This is a genomic window from Streptomyces sp. NPDC050418 (genome assembly GCF_044458745.1).
Lineage (GTDB): Bacteria > Actinomycetota > Actinomycetes > Streptomycetales > Streptomycetaceae > Streptomyces.
This window is the reverse complement of record NZ_JBITIG010000006.1, coordinates 468,905-483,593: the sequence shown is the minus strand read 5'-3', so window position 1 is coordinate 483,593 and position 14,689 is coordinate 468,905. Positions and strand designations below refer to the sequence as shown.

General features: G+C 71.7%; 15 protein-coding genes. 9 read left to right on the top strand and 6 right to left on the bottom strand.

The features are described from left to right. The first annotated feature begins 95 nt into the window (after positions 1-95). The 5 genes from ACIBI4_RS17485 to ACIBI4_RS17465 all read left to right on the top strand — a co-directional run bounded on the left by ACIBI4_RS17485 (position 96) and on the right by ACIBI4_RS17465 (position 4,200). Complete coding sequence (locus ACIBI4_RS17485; protein WP_399204766.1) at positions 96-536, top strand: SRPBCC family protein; 441 nt, start codon at positions 96-98, stop codon at positions 534-536. A gap of 72 nt (positions 537-608) precedes the next feature. After that, on the top strand, positions 609-1,742 hold the full coding sequence (locus tag ACIBI4_RS17480) for an ArsA family ATPase (protein ID WP_399204765.1): 1,134 nt from the start codon (positions 609-611) through the stop codon (positions 1,740-1,742). Positions 1,743-1,887: 145 nt separating this feature from the next. Continuing rightward, a complete protein-coding gene (locus ACIBI4_RS17475; protein ID WP_399204764.1) occupies positions 1,888-2,319 on the top strand; it encodes a DUF5304 domain-containing protein in 432 nt (143 codons plus the stop codon). A gap of 81 nt (positions 2,320-2,400) precedes the next feature. Next, entirely contained in the window at positions 2,401-3,354 is a 954-nt protein-coding gene (locus ACIBI4_RS17470) for an ROK family glucokinase (RefSeq protein WP_399204763.1), read from the top strand. 69 nt (positions 3,355-3,423) lie between these two features. Continuing rightward, positions 3,424-4,200 carry an endonuclease/exonuclease/phosphatase family protein gene (locus tag ACIBI4_RS17465; RefSeq protein ID WP_399204762.1) on the top strand — a complete coding sequence of 259 codons (777 nt, stop codon included), beginning with the start codon at positions 3,424-3,426 and terminating at the stop codon, positions 4,198-4,200. A gap of 3 nt (positions 4,201-4,203) precedes the next feature. On the opposite strand, the gene ACIBI4_RS17460 is transcribed toward ACIBI4_RS17465, so the two are convergent. The 4 genes from ACIBI4_RS17460 to ACIBI4_RS17445 form a co-directional block, all read right to left on the bottom strand. Next, positions 4,204-5,163 (bottom strand): CU044_5270 family protein, encoded by a 960-nt coding sequence (locus ACIBI4_RS17460; protein ID WP_399204761.1) that lies wholly within the window; start codon positions 5,161-5,163, stop codon positions 4,204-4,206. Then, positions 5,156-5,812: an RNA polymerase sigma factor gene (locus tag ACIBI4_RS17455; protein WP_399204760.1), complete on the bottom strand. Its 657-nt coding sequence runs from the start codon at positions 5,810-5,812 to the stop codon at positions 5,156-5,158. The genes ACIBI4_RS17460 and ACIBI4_RS17455 overlap by 8 nt, the downstream gene beginning before the upstream one ends. Before the next feature lie 157 nt (positions 5,813-5,969). Continuing rightward, positions 5,970-6,647, bottom strand: a complete 678-nt coding sequence (locus ACIBI4_RS17450) for a hypothetical protein (RefSeq protein ID WP_399204759.1) — start codon at positions 6,645-6,647, stop codon at positions 5,970-5,972. Continuing rightward, a complete protein-coding gene (locus ACIBI4_RS17445; protein WP_399204758.1) occupies positions 6,640-7,425 on the bottom strand; it encodes an alpha/beta hydrolase in 786 nt (261 codons plus the stop codon). Before ACIBI4_RS17445 ends, ACIBI4_RS17450 begins: the two co-directional genes overlap by 8 nt. Positions 7,426-7,648: 223 nt before the next feature. Here ACIBI4_RS17445 and ACIBI4_RS17440 point away from each other — a divergent pair, with 223 nt between their 5' ends. The 4 genes from ACIBI4_RS17440 (at position 7,649) to ACIBI4_RS17425 (ending at position 11,534) form a co-directional block, all read left to right on the top strand. Continuing rightward, positions 7,649-8,389 carry a lysophospholipid acyltransferase family protein gene (locus ACIBI4_RS17440; RefSeq protein ID WP_399204757.1) on the top strand — a complete coding sequence of 247 codons (741 nt, stop codon included), beginning with the start codon at positions 7,649-7,651 and terminating at the stop codon, positions 8,387-8,389. Positions 8,390-8,425: 36 nt separating this feature from the next. Beyond that, positions 8,426-9,634 (top strand): MacS family sensor histidine kinase, encoded by a 1,209-nt coding sequence (gene macS, locus ACIBI4_RS17435; protein ID WP_399204756.1) that lies wholly within the window; start codon positions 8,426-8,428, stop codon positions 9,632-9,634. Beyond that, entirely contained in the window at positions 9,634-10,329 is a 696-nt protein-coding gene (locus ACIBI4_RS17430) for a response regulator (protein ID WP_399204755.1), read from the top strand. The genes macS and ACIBI4_RS17430 overlap by 1 nt, the downstream gene beginning before the upstream one ends. Positions 10,330-10,496: 167 nt before the next feature. Continuing rightward, complete coding sequence (locus ACIBI4_RS17425; protein WP_399204754.1) at positions 10,497-11,534, top strand: 6-phosphofructokinase; 1,038 nt, start codon at positions 10,497-10,499, stop codon at positions 11,532-11,534. Positions 11,535-11,558: 24 nt separating this feature from the next. On the opposite strand, the gene ACIBI4_RS17420 is transcribed toward ACIBI4_RS17425, so the two are convergent. Both ACIBI4_RS17420 and ACIBI4_RS17415 read right to left on the bottom strand, forming a co-directional pair. Beyond that, positions 11,559-12,563, bottom strand: a complete 1,005-nt coding sequence (locus tag ACIBI4_RS17420; protein WP_399204753.1) for a 2-hydroxyacid dehydrogenase — start codon at positions 12,561-12,563, stop codon at positions 11,559-11,561. A 129-nt stretch (positions 12,564-12,692) separates the two neighbouring features. Next, on the bottom strand, positions 12,693-14,579 hold the full coding sequence (locus tag ACIBI4_RS17415; protein WP_399204752.1) for an anthranilate synthase family protein: 1,887 nt from the start codon (positions 14,577-14,579) through the stop codon (positions 12,693-12,695). Positions 14,580-14,689 lie beyond the last annotated feature (110 nt).

Genomic DNA, 14,689 nt, shown 5'->3' with positions numbered 1-14,689 from the left:
CGGCGCGGTAGCCTTCACGGCGGCGGACCCGGTGCAATTCCGGCGCCGCCACCACCCACCCCTTGCATGCGTCCTGTACCGGAGGAGCCACGGCGATGGCGGAACACACCAGCTCGAGCATCACGATCGAGGCGTCGCCCGCCGAGGTCATGGCCGTGATCGCCGACTTCGCCCGCTACCCCGACTGGACCGGCGAGGTGAAGCAGGCGGAGGTCCTCGCGACGGACGCCGCCGGGCGCGCCGAGCAGGTCCGCCTGGTCATGGACGCCGGCGCCATCAAGGACGACCAGGTCCTCGGCTACACCTGGACCGGCGATGACGAGGTCAGCTGGACGCTGGTCAAGTCCCAGATGCTGCGCGCCCTGGACGGCTCGTACGCGCTGGCGCCGTCCGGCAAGGGCACGGTCGTCACGTACAAGCTCACGGTCGACGTGAAGATCCCGATGCTCGGCATGATCAAGCGCAAGGCGGAGAAGGTCATCATCGACCGGGCGCTGGCCGGGCTGAAGAAGCGGGTGGAGTCCGGGCTCAAGTAGCCCCTGCCGCCGCCGCGGCCGGAGCCTGGGAGCCCTCCGCGCCGCCGCGGCCGTCTCACGTACCGTTGCCGCATGCGCACCCTCCTCCTCACCGGCCCCGGCGGCGCGGGCCGCACCACCCTGGCCGCCGCCACTGCGGCATCGGCGGCCGCGGAGGGGCACAGGGTCGCCCTGCTCACGGCCGACCACGCCACGCAGACTCCGGGCGTCACGGTCATCACGCTGAGCCCCGCCACCCACTTCCGCGCCGAACTCCTCGCCCTCCAGGAGCGGGCCGCCACGGCCCTGGACCTCCTCGGCGCCCAGCGCCTCGACGAGGACGAGCTCACGCCGCTCCCCGGGGCCGCCGAGCTCGCCCTGCTCACGGCGGTGCGGGACGCGCACCGGAGCGAGGCGTACGACCTCGTCGTGGTCGATCTGCCGCCCACCCGCCAGGCCCTGGCCACCCTCGCCCTGCCCGCCCAGCTGCGCCGCTACGTCCGCCGGCTGCTGCCGCCGGAGCGGCAGGCCGCCCGGGCCCTGCGCCCCGTCCTGGCGCAACTCGCGGGCGTGCCGATGCCCGCGCAGTGGCTGTACGAGGCGGCCGCCCAGTGGGACGCGCATCTCGCCGGGGTGCAGGCCGTGATCGAGAGCGCGGACACGGCCGTACGGTTCGTCGCCGAGCCCGGACCGGCCGGCACCGAGGCCCTGCGCGAGGCGCTGATGGGGCTCGCCCTGCACGAGCTCGGCATCGAGTCCGTCGTCGCCAACCGCGTCCTGCCGCGCGGCTCCGCCGACCCGTGGCTCGCCTCGCTCGCCGCCCAGCAGGACAAGGCGCTCGCGCAGTGGCGCGGTGACGGGCTGCCCGTCACCGAGGTCGCCCACCTCGGGCGCGACCCGCGGGACGCGGCCGACCTGGCCGCCCTCGCCGTCCCCGCGCCGCGCGCCGTGGCGCCGCGGGCCCAGTGGCCGACGGCGGACCGCCGGGCCGAGGACGGCGTCCTCGAGTGGCGGATACCGCTGCCGGGAGCGCGGCGCGAGGAACTCGACCTCGTACGGCGCGACGACGAACTCGTCGTCACCGCCGGGGAGTTCCGGCGAATCGTTCCGCTCCCTTCCGCCCTGCGCCGCTGCACCGTCTCGGGCGCGGGCCTCAAGGAGGGCACCCTCGGCATCCGCTTCACCCCCGACCCGGGCCTGTGGCCCGAGGACCGCCGCACGCGCTGAGCCCGCCGTACGCGGCCGGGGCGCCGATCCCGTACGGGTCACCCCCTGATCCCCGTACCGCCGTTCGGGTACCGTCGAAGGTACGTAGGTCCTGTCCCCGGACAGGACCGGCCGCGCACCGTCCGACCCGCCGCAGGAGCCCGTCATGAGTGACACCGAGCGCCCCGCCGACCAGCCGCGAGCGGTCGACGACGACGCGTGGGAGAAGGCCTGTGCCGAGGACCTCGCCGCCGAGCAGGCCCGGCGCCGCGCCCAGCACGGCACCCCGCCCGGCTCCGCCGCCGAGGAACTGCGGCGCCTGGTCGACGCGGTGAGCGAGAAGCTGTCCGGGCTGCAGACCCCGATCGCCGGGATGGCCGCCCAGGGTGCCGTCAACCAGCTGATCAACCAGGCGAAGTCGGTCGTCGAGCCGGTCATCCAGCGCAACCCCGACGTCTTCGACCACCTCGCCGCCGCGGGCTCCGAACTCCTCGCGGCCTACCGTTCGGCCGTCGAGGGCCACGAACGCCGCTGGACGGACGACCGCAAGGACAAGGGCGACGAGCCGTCCGGTGGCGACCACATCGACCTGGACTGACGTTCCCCTCGGTTGGCGGGCCCGGCGCACCCCTCGGATAGGCTGGGGCTCAGCGGGGCTCGACCGAAAACTGAGGGACACATGGGACTCACCATCGGCGTCGACATCGGCGGCACCAAGATTGCGGCCGGCGTGGTCGACGAGGAAGGCACGATCCTTTCCACCTTCAAGGTGCCGACTCCCAGCACACCCGAGGCCATCGTGGACGCGATCGCCTCGGCCGTGGAAGGCGCGCGGGCCGGTCACGACATCGTGGGCGTGGGCATCGGCGCGGCCGGATACGTCAACCGCCAGCGTTCCACCGTCTACTTCGCGCCCAACATCGACTGGCGCCACGAGACGCTCAAGGAGAAGGTCGAGGGCCGCGTCGGCCTGCCGGTCGTCGTGGAGAACGACGCGAACGCCGCGGCCTGGGGCGAGTACAAGTTCGGTGCGGGCAAGGGGCACCGCAACGTCATCTGCATCACCCTCGGCACCGGCCTCGGCGGCGGCATCATCATCGGCAACAAGCTGCGCCGCGGACACTTCGGCGTGGCCGCGGAGTTCGGCCACATCCGCATGGTCCCCGACGGTCTGCTCTGCGGCTGCGGCAGCCAGGGCTGCTGGGAGCAGTACGCCTCCGGCAGCGCCCTCGTGCGGTACGCGAAGCAGCGTGCCAACGCCACCCCGGAGAACGCGGAGTTGCTGCTCTCCCTCGGCGACGGCACCCCCGACGGCATCGAGGGCAAGCACATCTCGATGGCCGCGCGCCAGGGCGACCTGGTGGCCGTGGACTCCTACCGCGAGCTGGCCCGCTGGGCCGGCGCGGGCCTCGCCGACCTCGCCTCGCTCTTCGACCCGTCCGCGTTCATCATCGGCGGCGGTCTCTCGGACGAGGGCGAGCTGGTCCTCGACCCCATCCGCAAGTCGTACAAGCGCTGGCTCGTGGGCGGCAACTGGCGCCCCCAGGCCGAGGTGATCGCGGCCCAGCTGGGCAACAAGGCGGGCCTCGTCGGCGCCGCCGACCTGGCCCGGGAGCCCGACCCGGTCATGTGATCCCGAGCGAATGACAACCGCCCGCCGTGTTCCGTACAGGACCGGCGGGCGGCGTCGTATCGTGGCCCGGTGACCGGACAGGACCAGCCCATCTCACTGCCCAACTCCCGTACGGATCCGGACGGTTCGGCCGTCGTCAGGGTGCTCTCGTACAACATCCGCTCGATGCGCGACGACACCGCCGCGCTCGCCCGGGTGATCCGCGCCTGCGACCCCGACCTGGTCCTCATCCAGGAGGCCCCGCGCTTCTTCCGCTGGAACAAGAAGCTCGCCCGGCTCGCCAAGGCCTCCGACCTGGTGATCCTCTCAGGCGGCGCCCCGGCGGCCGGGCCCGCGCTGCTCTGCTCGCTGCGGGCGACGGTCGAGCGCACCGAGGACGTACTGCTTCCGCTCACCCCGGGGCTGCACCGCCGCGGCTTCTCCACCGCGGTCGTACGGTTCGGGGGCGCCCGACTCGGGGTCCTGAGCTGCCATCTGTCGCTGCAGACCGATGAGCGCTACGACCAGGGCGGCATGCTGCTCGACCGGCTCGCGGGCATGGGCGTGGAGCACACCGTCGCGGGCGGCGACCTCAACGACCGGCCGAACGGGCGCACGTTCAAGCTGCTCGCGGGAGCGCTGCAGGACTGCTGGGCGACGAAGCCGTGGGGCGGCGAGTACTCCTCCGAGGCGGACAACCCGCGCCAGCGCATCGACGCGGTCTTCGCCTCGCGCGGCATCGAGGTCCTGGGGTGCGGTGTGCCGACGGGGCACGCGGGCGTTGCCGGGAGCGACCTGAGGGCGGCCACGGACCATCTGCCGGTCCTGGCCGCCCTCAGGGTTCCCCCCGTTTCCCCCGCTCGATGAGCGTTACGGGCGTTCGTACACCTTCTCCACGGCCGCCCACTCCACGGTGTGCGACAGCTGGGTGTACTTCTTCTTGCCGTCGGCCGAGATCCGCTCGTCACGGAAGCCCAGGAATTCGTAGGTCTTCTCGTCGAAGATCAGGTACCGGCCCGGGAAGTGGTCCGGGTAGGCGATCCCGACCCCGCGCCGTCCGGCGGAGTCCTTGACGTCCGGAATCGTCTCGACTCCGGGGATGAGCGCCAGCCCCTCGTACGCCGCGGCACGCAGCCCCTCGGGCAGCACCGGCGCCTCCAGGAGCGCACCGAGCAGGAAGTAGGCCTGCCACCGGTCGGTCTTCGTGAGGTCGCCGATCTCCTTGTCGGTCGGGCCCGAGTTGACGATCACCGGGACGAGCTTCTCCGGGTCCGTGGGCAGCTCCTTCAGATCGTCCCACTTCACCGGCGGCCACACCCCCTCGCCCTCACCCAGGGCCTCCTCCCACATGGGGTTGCCCAGCTCCGAGCTCAGGGAGCGCTTGGAGCCGTCGACCGAGATCCACATCTCGTCGGTGTACTCCTTGACCTCGCCGGTCTTCTGCTCCGTCTCCTTGATGATCCGCTTGGAGTAGATGAACTGGTCGTTGCGCGGCGGCACGACCCCCTTCTCGTTCGCGCGGTCCCAGTCGGCCGCGCCGTTCAGGACCTTCTCCACGCTGACGTTGGCCAGGTTCGGCGAGCTGCTCGCGGGCGGCTTCGCCTGCTGGTCGGGACGTGTGCCGTCCACCGTCACGAGCACGGTCGCGGCCACCGCGGCCGTCACCACCCCCGTGGCGAGGATCCGCAGAACGGGCCGGCGCCACAACGGCCGTGCGGCGGACGGCTGTTCGTTCATCACAGTGAACAGCCGCACCCGCGCACGGTGGCGGGCGTCGTCGTCGAGAGCGGGCTCGTCCCACTCCCTCAAGCGGTCGAGTTCGTCAGTCATGGGCCTGTGTCCCCCTGCGGGCGTGTGCCTCTTCATGGGCGTGTGCCTCCCGGAAAGCTGTCGGATCGGATCCGCCCAGTGCTTCGCGCAGTTTGCTGCGGGCTCGATGCAGTCGTGACCTGACCGTTCCGACGGGGACCCCGAGTGCCTGGGCCGCTTCCTCGTAGTCGAGGCCGGCCCACGCGATCAGGAGCACCACGTCGCGGTGGCGCGCCGACAGACCCGTGAGGGCCGCCGCGAGCTCGCGGCGCACCCCGTGCGCCCCGGCCCGCGCCACCGCGCGGTCGGCCACCGCCTCGTCCAGCTCCACCGGGGCGGGCACCTGCGAGAGCGCCTTGAAGCGGCGCGCCTCCGCGCGGCGGTGCCGTCCGATGAGGTTGGTCGCGATACCGAACAGCCAGGGGCGGGCGTCGGCCCGCTCCCGGTCGTAGCGGTGGCGCAGCCGGAACGCGGTGGTGAAGGTCTCCGCCATCAGGTCCTCCGCCGCCTCGCCGCCGAGGCGGCGGGCCGCATAGCGGTGTACGGCGTCGGCATGCCGGTCGAAGAGAACGGCGAACTGCTCGGGCTCATCCCGGGACCGCTCGATCACGCGGGCGTCACTGTCCTCGCGGGCTGCCGCGGGGGGCCGCACGCCCGGTTCGACGGTCATCGGGGCTCCTCTCGTTCGGTGAACGCCTCGAAGGCTTGGGCTCGTTGTTCACCGGTACTTCGCCGCACGCCGGAATCGGGTTCCATCTCGGCCGCGAACACGAAAGGCCCGCCCGGAACAACCCCGGTACGGGCCCTCGTACAAGCAGAAGCGCGGCTCAGACCACCGCACCCCGCCCCGGATCATCGTCCTCGTCGTCCCCGTCCCCCATGCGCATCACCAGCGTGGCGAAGCCGCCCAGGAAGCCGCCGATGCCGAGCGTGGTCAGCCACCACGTCATCGGCCACTGGAGCACCACCGCGAGCAGCAGCAGGACCGGGCCGCCGATCACGGCGAGCCAGGCGAACTTGGCCGTGGTGTCGGCCTCGGGCAGCGGGGGCGGCTCCGGCGGGACGAAGTGGCCCTCGTCGCTCTCGTCCAGATCGTCCTCGGAGGCCTCCGCCACGTCGTAGTCGCGCGGGCCGACGCCCGGCGCGAACACGATCGAACCGGCCACGGGCTTGTCGGAGCCCGTCCGCGCGGAGCCGCGCTCCTGCTCGGCCTCCTCCGCCTCCGCGACCAGACCGGAGAGGTCCTCCACGGACCTGAAGGGCTTGGCACCCGGCGGGTCCACCGGCTGCTCCCCGTATCCGGCGACGATCGCGGCCCAGGCCGCGTCCTCGTCGACCGGGACCGGCTTGTCCTCCGCCGGCTTGCCCGCCGCCGCACCCGAAACGGGGGCCGCGTCGGGCTCCGCCGCCTCGCGCGGTCCGTCGTCGGGCGTCAGCGGATCGCGCGAGGGCTCCGTATGCTCCTCGCGGCTCTCGTCGCGGTCCGCCGCCTCATGCTCAGCCACCGGCCGTCGTACCTTCCCGGGAATCCAGTGCGTCGGGTGCGAGCCGGGCGACGAAGGCGTGGCTCTCGTCGAAGATCCGGTCCGCGTCATGGTCCAACGTCGCGACGTGGTAGCTCTGTTCCAGCAGGATCTCGGTGACGTCCGAGGAGGAGACGCGGCCGAGGATGCGCGCCGAGTCGGCCGGCGAGACGACATGGTCCTGCGGGCTGTGCAGAAGAAGAAGCGGCTGGGTCACCTGCGGCAGCTCCGCGTCGACGAGCTGGGCGAAGCGTCGCAGGGAGTGCGCGGCGTGCAGCGGGACCCGGTCGTACCCGGTCTCCTCGCTGCCCTCCTTCGCGATGTCGCTCGCGATGCCCTTGGTGCTGCGCACGAAGTGCCGGGCGACGGGCAGCGCGAAGGCGCCCGGGTCACGCACCTTGTTGAGCGGGTTCACCAGGACGATCCCGCTGATCGCCTCGCCGTGCTTGGCCGCGAGCGACAGCGTCAGGGCGCCGCCCATCGACAGACCGAACACGAAGACCCGCTCGCAGCGCTCGCTCAGGGCCCGCAGCTCGCGGTCCACCTCCGCGTACCAGTCCTGCCAGCCGGTGAGCGCCAGGTCCTGCCAGCGCGTGCCGTGCCCGGGCAGCAGCGGCAGGGACACGGTGAGGCCGCGCGCGGCCAGGTACTCCGCCCACGGGCGCAGCGACTGCGGGGAACCGGTGAAACCGTGGCAGAGGAGCACACCGATCTCGCCGCCCTCGTGGCGGTACGGCTCGGCTCCGGGGAGGACCGGCACCTTCGGTCTCCTTCGTGGTACGGCTCCGGCGCGCGGCGGCGGCCGGAGGGGACGGGAGGGTTGCGTGCACAGCGTCGGAAGTTGCGTTCACGGTACGCGACCGGACCGACACCGACCAGGGCCGATGCGACCCGCCACGGCGGCCCGCGCGCCCCGGCCAGGAAAGGAGCGCAGGCCCGGCACGGGTTAAGGTCTCAGTGACAGAACGAGAAAGGCACCTGCGTTGATCTACGGGTTCATGAAGCTCACCGTCGGCGGGAGCCTCAAAGCGGCCTTCCGGCCCTGGGTCGAGGGGCTCGAGAACATCCCCGCGGAGGGGCCCGCGATCCTCGCGAGCAACCACCTGTCCTTCTCGGACTCCTTCTTCCTGCCCGCGGTGCTCGACCGCAAGGTCACCTTCATCGCGAAGGCGGAGTACTTCAACAGCCCCGGCGTGAAGGGCAAGCTCACGGCCGCCTTCTTCAAGGGCGTCGGCCAGCTCCCCGTGGACCGCTCGGGCGCGCGCGGCGCCGGCGAGGCGGCCATCAAGAGCGGCATCGACGTCGTCGAGCGCGGCGAGCTCTTCGGCATCTACCCCGAGGGCACCCGCTCCCCGGACGGTCGCCTCTACCGCGGCAAGCCCGGCGGTCTGGCCCGCGTGGCGCTGGCCACCGGCGCTCCGGTCATCCCGGTCGCGATGATCGACACCGAGAAGATCCAGCCGCCCGGCAAGGTCGTGCCCAAGCTGATGCGCCCGGGCATCCGGATCGGCAAGCCGCTCGACTTCAGCCGCTACCACGGCATGGAGGGCGACCGCTTCATCCTCCGCTCGGTGACGGACGAGGTCATGTACGAAATCATGAAGCTCTCCGGCCAGGAGTACGTGGACGTCTACGCCACGGCCGCGAAGCGGCAGCTCGCGGACGAGGCCAAGAAGAAGGCCGAGCTCGCGAAGGCCGCGGGGAAAGCCGACAAGAGCAGCTAGCCGGTCCGGCGCAGGACCACAGGGGGCGGGGGAGACATGGCCAAGCGCGAGCGCGTCATGCGGATGTCGGTCGAGCTGCCGCTCTGGCGCGCCCTGGCCGCGTACCGCATCGGCACGATGGTGTACGCGATCGGTCTGTTCCTCGCCGCGTACGACGAGTTCGACCGGCCCTGGGTCGCCATCGCCTACTACGTGGTGCTCGCCGTCTGGACCCTCGCCACCCTGCGCTACGTCTCGAACGCGGCGGCCTGCACCAAACGCTTCCTCGTCATCGACCTCGGCATCGCCCTCACCGGCATCCTGCTCACCCCGGTCGCCGACTCCGCCGAGCGGATCGCGGGCGGCGGGCCCACGCTCCCGTCGATCTGGACCGCGGGCGCCGTCCTCGCGTACGCGATCAAGGGCGGCTGGCGCTGGGCCGCTCTCGCCTCGGTGTTCGTCGGTATCGCGAACATCATCCAGCGGGGCTCGCCCAGCCAGGACACCCTCCACAACGTGCTGCTCGTCTGCATCGCCTCGATAGCGATCGGCTACGTGGTCGAGGTGGCCCGCGCCTCCGAGCGCACCCTCGCGCGGGCCCTGGAGATCGAGGCGGCCACCCGCGAGCGCGAGCGGCTCGCCCGCGACATCCACGACAACGTGCTGCAGGTGCTCGCCATGGTGCAGCGCCGCGGCACGGCGCTCGGCGGCGAGGCGGCGGAGCTGGGCCGGATGGCCGGCGAGCAGGAGGTCGCGCTGCGCACCCTTGTCGCGGGCGGTCTGATGCCCGCGTCCCGGGTCTCCGAGGACGCCGAGCAGGGCGCGTTCGTGCGCGTCGTCGACGAACCCGACGACGATCCGGACGATCTGCCGCGCGACCTCCGTATCCTGCTCTCCCCGTACGCCGGTTCCCGTGTCACGCTCTCCGAACCGGGCGCGCCCGTGCTGCTGCCCCCGGCGGCGGCACGCGAGCTCGCGGCCGCGGTCGGTGCCGCCCTGGACAATGTGCGCAAGCACGCGGGCGACGACGCACGGGCCTGGATCCTGGTCGAGGACTGGCCGGACGAGGTGATCGTGACCGTCCGTGACGACGGTCCGGGCATCCCGGAGGGCCGGCTCGCGCAGGCCGAGGGCGAGGGCCGGATGGGTGTGGCCCTGTCGATCTGCGGCCGGCTGCGTGACATCGGCGGCACGGCGGAGCTGATCTCGGTGCCCGGGCAGGGTACGGAAGTAGAACTGAAGGTCCCACGGGGGAAGGCGAGTTGATGAGCGAGCAGCAGAGCGGCGAGCAGGCAGGGCCGCAGATCAAGGTGATGGTGGTCGACGACCACCCGATGTGGCGCGACGCGGTGGCCCGCGACCTGGCGGCGGAGCAGGGCCTCGACGTGGTGGCCACGGCGGGCGACGGCGAGCAGGCCGTGCGCCGGGCCAAGGCCGTCACGCCCGACGTCCTGGTCCTCGACCTCAACCTGCCGCTCAAGCCGGGCGTGCAGGTCTGCAAGGAACTGGTGGGCGCGAACCCCAAGCTGCGCGTCCTCGTCCTGTCGGCGAGCGGTGAGCACGCGGACGTCCTGGAGGCCGTCAAGTCCGGCGCGACCGGCTACCTCCTGAAGTCGGCCTCCACGGAGGAACTGATCGACGCGGTCCGCCGTACCGCCGTCGGCGACGCGGTGTTCACGCCGGGCCTCGCGGGCCTGGTCCTCGGCGAGTACCGGCGCCTGGCCTCCGAGCCGGCCCCCGCGACCTCCGACGAGCCGAAGGCCCCGCAGCTCACCGACCGCGAGACCGAGGTCCTGCGCCTGGTCGCCAAGGGCCTCAGCTACAAGCAGATCGCGGAACGCCTGGTCATCTCGCACCGCACGGTCCAGAACCACGTCCAGAACACCCTGGGCAAGCTGCAGCTGCACAACCGTGTGGAGCTGGTCCGGTACGCCATAGAGCGGGGCCTCGACGACGAGTAGGACGAGGGAGGCGGCAACGCGTGGGCCGCGCCCTCCCCTCGTACGAGTGAAAGTCGTCGATCAACTGTCAAGTGCCGTACGGGATTTGACGCCCTCGACACCGCCGAGTGACCTGGATCACCATTAGCGTGACGGGTCACACAGCGAACGTGGCGAAGGGATTCCCCATGGGGGCCAAGAAAATCGGCGTGCTGACCGGTGGCGGCGACTGCCCCGGGCTCAATGCCGTCATCCGCGGCATCGTCCGCAAGGGCGTCCAGGAGTACGACTACGACTTCGTGGGCTTCCGGGACGGCTGGCGCGGGCCGCTCGAAGGCGACACCGTGCCGCTCGGCATCCCCGCCGTGCGCGGCATCCTGCCCCGCGGCGGCACGATCCTCGGCTCCTCGCGGACGAACCCGTTCAAGGAGGAGAACGGGATCCGGCGCATCAAGGAGAACCTCGCCAAGTACGAGGTGGACTCCCTGATCGCGATCGGCGGCGAGGACACCCTCGGCGTCGCCGCCCGGCTCACCGACGAGTACGGCATCCCGGTCGTCGGCGTACCGAAGACCATCGACAACGATCTGAGCGCCACCGACTACACCTTCGGCTTCGACACGGCCGTCGGTATCGCCACCGAGGCGATCGACCGGCTGCACACCACCGCCGAGTCGCACATGCGCGTCCTCGTCGTCGAGGTCATGGGGCGCCACGCTGGCTGGATCGCGCTGCACTCCGGGCTCGCGGGCGGCGCCAACGTCATCCTCATCCCCGAGCAGCGCTTCGACCTGGACCAGGTCTGCGCCTGGGTCACCTCGCGCTTCAAGGCCTCGTACGCGCCGATCGTGGTCGTCGCCGAGGGCGCGATGCCCAAGGACGGCGAGATGGTGCTCAAGGACGGCACGCTCGACTCGTTCGGCCACGTCCGGCTCTCCGGCGTCGGCGAATGGCTGTCCAAGGAGATCGAGAAGCGCACCGGCAAGGAGGCCCGCACCACGGTCCTCGGCCACGTCCAGCGCGGCGGCACCCCGAGCGCCTTCGACCGCTGGCTCGCCACCCGCTTCGGGCTGCACGCCATCGAGGCCGTGCGCGACGGGGACTTCGGCAAGATGGTCGCGCTGCGCGGCACGGACATCGTGCGGGTGCCGATCGCCGAGGCCACGGCCAAGCTCAAGACCGTGGACCCGGAGCTCTACAAAGAGGTCGGCGTCTTCTTCGGGTGAGCCCGGGGCTGCGAGCCTGCGGGGCTAGGCCTTCGGCGCGGCGGGAACGAGGACGTTCTCGCTGCGCCGCCCCGCCTGGTAGTCGAGCACGTTCTGCACGGTCGTCTCGATGATCTGCCCCAGCGCGTCCAGCGTGTAGTACGCCTGGTGCGAGGTGACCACGACGTTGGGGAACGTGAGGAGGCGGGCCAGGACGTCGTCCTCGACGCCCTGGATCGACTTGTCGAAGAAGAACAGCCCCGCCTCGGCCTCGTACACATCGAGGCCCACCCCCGTGAAGCGGCCCTTGCGCAACTCGCTGACCAGCGCCTCCGTATCGACGAGGCCGCCGCGGCTGGAGTTCACCAGGATCGCGTCGTCCTTCATGGAGTGCAGCGCGTCGGCGTTGATGATGTGCTGCGTCGACGGAAGCAGCGGCACATGCAGGCTGATCACGTCGGACTCGGCGAAGAGCTGCTCCTTCTCGACGTACTTCATGCCGAGCTCGACGCAGGCCGGGTTCTGGGCGACGTCCCAGCCGAGCAGGTTCATGCCGAAGCCGTGCGCGATCCGGGTGAAGGCCTCGCCGATCTTGCCGGTGCCGAGCACCCCGACGGTGCGGCCGCGCATGTCGCGGCCCATCAGGCCTTCGAGGCGGAAGTCGAAGTCGCGGGTGCGGTTGGAGGCGCGCACGATGCGCCGGTTGACGGCCATCGCGAGGGTCCAGGCGAACTCCGCGACCGAGTACGGCGAGTAGTACGAGACGCGTGCGACGGTCAGACCGAGCCGCTCGGCGACCTCCAGGTCGATGTGGTTGAAGCCGGTGGAGCGCGTGGCGATCATCTGGGTGCCGCCGGCCGCGAGGGTCTGCAGGACCCGGTTGCCCACGTTGGCGTTGACGCTGACCGTGATGATCTCGTACCCGGCCGCGATGGGCGCCGTGTCCTCGGTGAGGAACACGTCCAGGCAGCGGACGTCGTGGTGTCCTTCGAAGGCCTTCTCGATGAGCGGCTTCTCGTCGGCCTGCACACCGAATGACAGGATCTCCACGACTGGCTCCCTGGCTCGCGTAGCGTTCGCTGAGGCTTTCGCCGGATACGCGCGAATATCCGGATACGCGCGAATATACGGGGGTCCGGGTCCCGCCGCCCCTGGGACCCGGACCCCCGCTCGCCGCCCTCAGACGCGCACGGTCGCCCGCACCGACTCCACCAGGTCCCGCACGATCGCCGCACCCCGCAGCGTCAGCACCGACTCCGGGTGGAACTGCACCCCGGCGAACCCCGGCCCGCGCAGCGCGTGCACTTCGCCGGTGGCCGCGGTGCGGCTGACCTCGACACCGTGGGCCGCCAGCTCGGTCGCGGTGTCCGTGTCGCAGACCGCGGTGAAGCTGTTGTAGTAGCCGACCGTCTCGGGCCGCCCGAAGAGCACGATCCGGGTCTGCGCCCCCTGGTACGGCACCTGCTTGCGCACGATCTCCAGACCCAGCTCCGCCGCGAGCAGCTCGTGGCCGAGGCACACGCCGAGCAGCCCGTGCCGGTGCGTGCGGACGAGATCGGCGGTCAGGGTCCGCAGGAAGCGCATCTTCGGATCGGCCGTGTCCGAGGGGTCGCCGGGCCCGGGGCCCAGGACGACCGGCCCCTGGTGTACGAGCGCCGCCTCCCGTACTCCCGGATCGTCGTAGCGCCGGACGGTCACCTCCAGGCCGCACGAGCGCAGGACGTGGGCGAGCATCGCCGTGAAGGTGTCCTCGCCGTCGATCACCAGGGCGTGCCCGCTGAGCTCGCCGGTCCGCTCCTGCATCCGCAGCCAGAACGGCGCGAGCGCACCGCGCCGCGAGTCGAGGGTCTCCTGGACGCGGGGATCGTCCGCGAGCCGCGGCCGCGCGTGCTCGGTGCGCGGACGCCCGGGCCGTACGCCGAGCGCGGCCAGGATCCCGGCCGCCTTGGCATGGGTCTCGGCGACCTCGTCGGCCGGTACGGAATCCCGTACGAGCGTGGCGCCGACCGGCACGCGGAGGCGGCCGTCGGAAGCGATGTCCGCGGTACGGATCAGGATGGGGGAGTCCAGCGTCTGCGCCCCGCCCGCGTCCCGGCCGATCAGGGCGAGGGCGCCCGCGTAGTAGCCGCGGCCGCCGTCCTCGTACCGCCGGATGACCCGGCAGGCGTTCTCCACGGGCGAGCCCGTGACGGTCGCCGCGAACATCGTCTCCTTGAGCACCTCGCGCACATCGAGGCTGGACTTCCCGCGCAGCTCGTACTCGGTGTGCGCGAGATGCGCCATCTCCTTGAGCCGCGGCCCGACCACGACCCCGCCCTGGTCGCCGACCGTGCACATCATCTTGAGCTCCTCGTCGACCACCATCGACAGCTCGGCGCGCTCCTTGGAGTCCGCGAGGAAGGTGAGCAGCCCGTCGGCGGTCGGCCCCTCGGCGGGGTAGCGGTACGTCCCGCTGATCGGGTTCATGACGACCGTGCCGCCGCTCATCCGCACATGCACCTCGGGGCTCGCGCCCACCAGCGTCCTCTCCCCGGTGTGCACGACGAAGGTCCAGTACGCGCCCCGCTCCCCGTCGAGCAGCCGCCGGAAGAGCGCGAGGGCGTCGGCCCGCCCGAACCCTTCGATCTCGCCCTCGTACGTCCGCCGGATCACGAAGTTCGCGCCTTCGCCCTGCCCGATCTCGTCCCGGATCACCCGCTCGACGATCCCGGCGTACGCGGCGTCGTCGATGTCGAAGGCCCCGCCCCGCACCTGGACGTCATGCGCGGGGAGCTGCTCGAGCGCCTCGGCCAGGCTGAGCTCGTACGACTCCCGGGCGACGAGGTACGTCAGCGGGGTGCCGTCGTCCGTCACCTCGAAGCCGCGCTCGCGGATCTGCCGGAAGGGGACGAGGGCGAGCAGCGGGAGGCCGTGGTCGGGCAGCCCGGAGAGGTGCTGCGCCTCGGCCACCTCGCCGGTCAGGACCTCGACCGTGTCGTGGTCGCGGCCCGGGGTGCGGCGGCGCAGGAGGGCGAAAGGGGTGTCCGAGTCGATAAGTCGGCTGAGGCGGTTTTCCAGGTGGTCCATGGCATGGGTTCCTTCCGGCGGGATCGGGATCTTGGATCTCGTGGAGAGGAACGGCCCCGGACATGCAAAAAGGCCGCCCCTCGGGCGGCCTTCGCGAGTCTTGGGAACGC

Bases quoted from the DNA above. Each gene is read 5' to 3' on its own strand.
- ACIBI4_RS17430 (WP_399204755.1), top strand. From the start codon at position 9,634: ATGAGCGAGCAGCAGAGCGGCGAGCAGGCAGGGCCGCAGATCAAGGTG.
- ACIBI4_RS17475 (WP_399204764.1), top strand. From the start codon at position 1,888: ATGAGTGACACCGAGCGCCCCGCCGACCAGCCGCGAGCGGTCGACGAC.
- ACIBI4_RS17415 (WP_399204752.1), bottom strand. From the start codon at position 14,579: ATGGACCACCTGGAAAACCGCCTCAGCCGACTTATCGACTCGGACACC.
- ACIBI4_RS17470 (WP_399204763.1), top strand. From the start codon at position 2,401: ATGGGACTCACCATCGGCGTCGACATCGGCGGCACCAAGATTGCGGCC.
- ACIBI4_RS17425 (WP_399204754.1), top strand. From the start codon at position 10,497: ATGGGGGCCAAGAAAATCGGCGTGCTGACCGGTGGCGGCGACTGCCCC.
- ACIBI4_RS17485 (WP_399204766.1), top strand. From the start codon at position 96: ATGGCGGAACACACCAGCTCGAGCATCACGATCGAGGCGTCGCCCGCC.
- ACIBI4_RS17455 (WP_399204760.1), bottom strand. From the start codon at position 5,812: ATGACCGTCGAACCGGGCGTGCGGCCCCCCGCGGCAGCCCGCGAGGAC.
- ACIBI4_RS17480 (WP_399204765.1), top strand. From the start codon at position 609: ATGCGCACCCTCCTCCTCACCGGCCCCGGCGGCGCGGGCCGCACCACC.
- macS (WP_399204756.1), top strand. From the start codon at position 8,426: ATGGCCAAGCGCGAGCGCGTCATGCGGATGTCGGTCGAGCTGCCGCTC.
- ACIBI4_RS17460 (WP_399204761.1), bottom strand. From the start codon at position 5,163: ATGACTGACGAACTCGACCGCTTGAGGGAGTGGGACGAGCCCGCTCTC.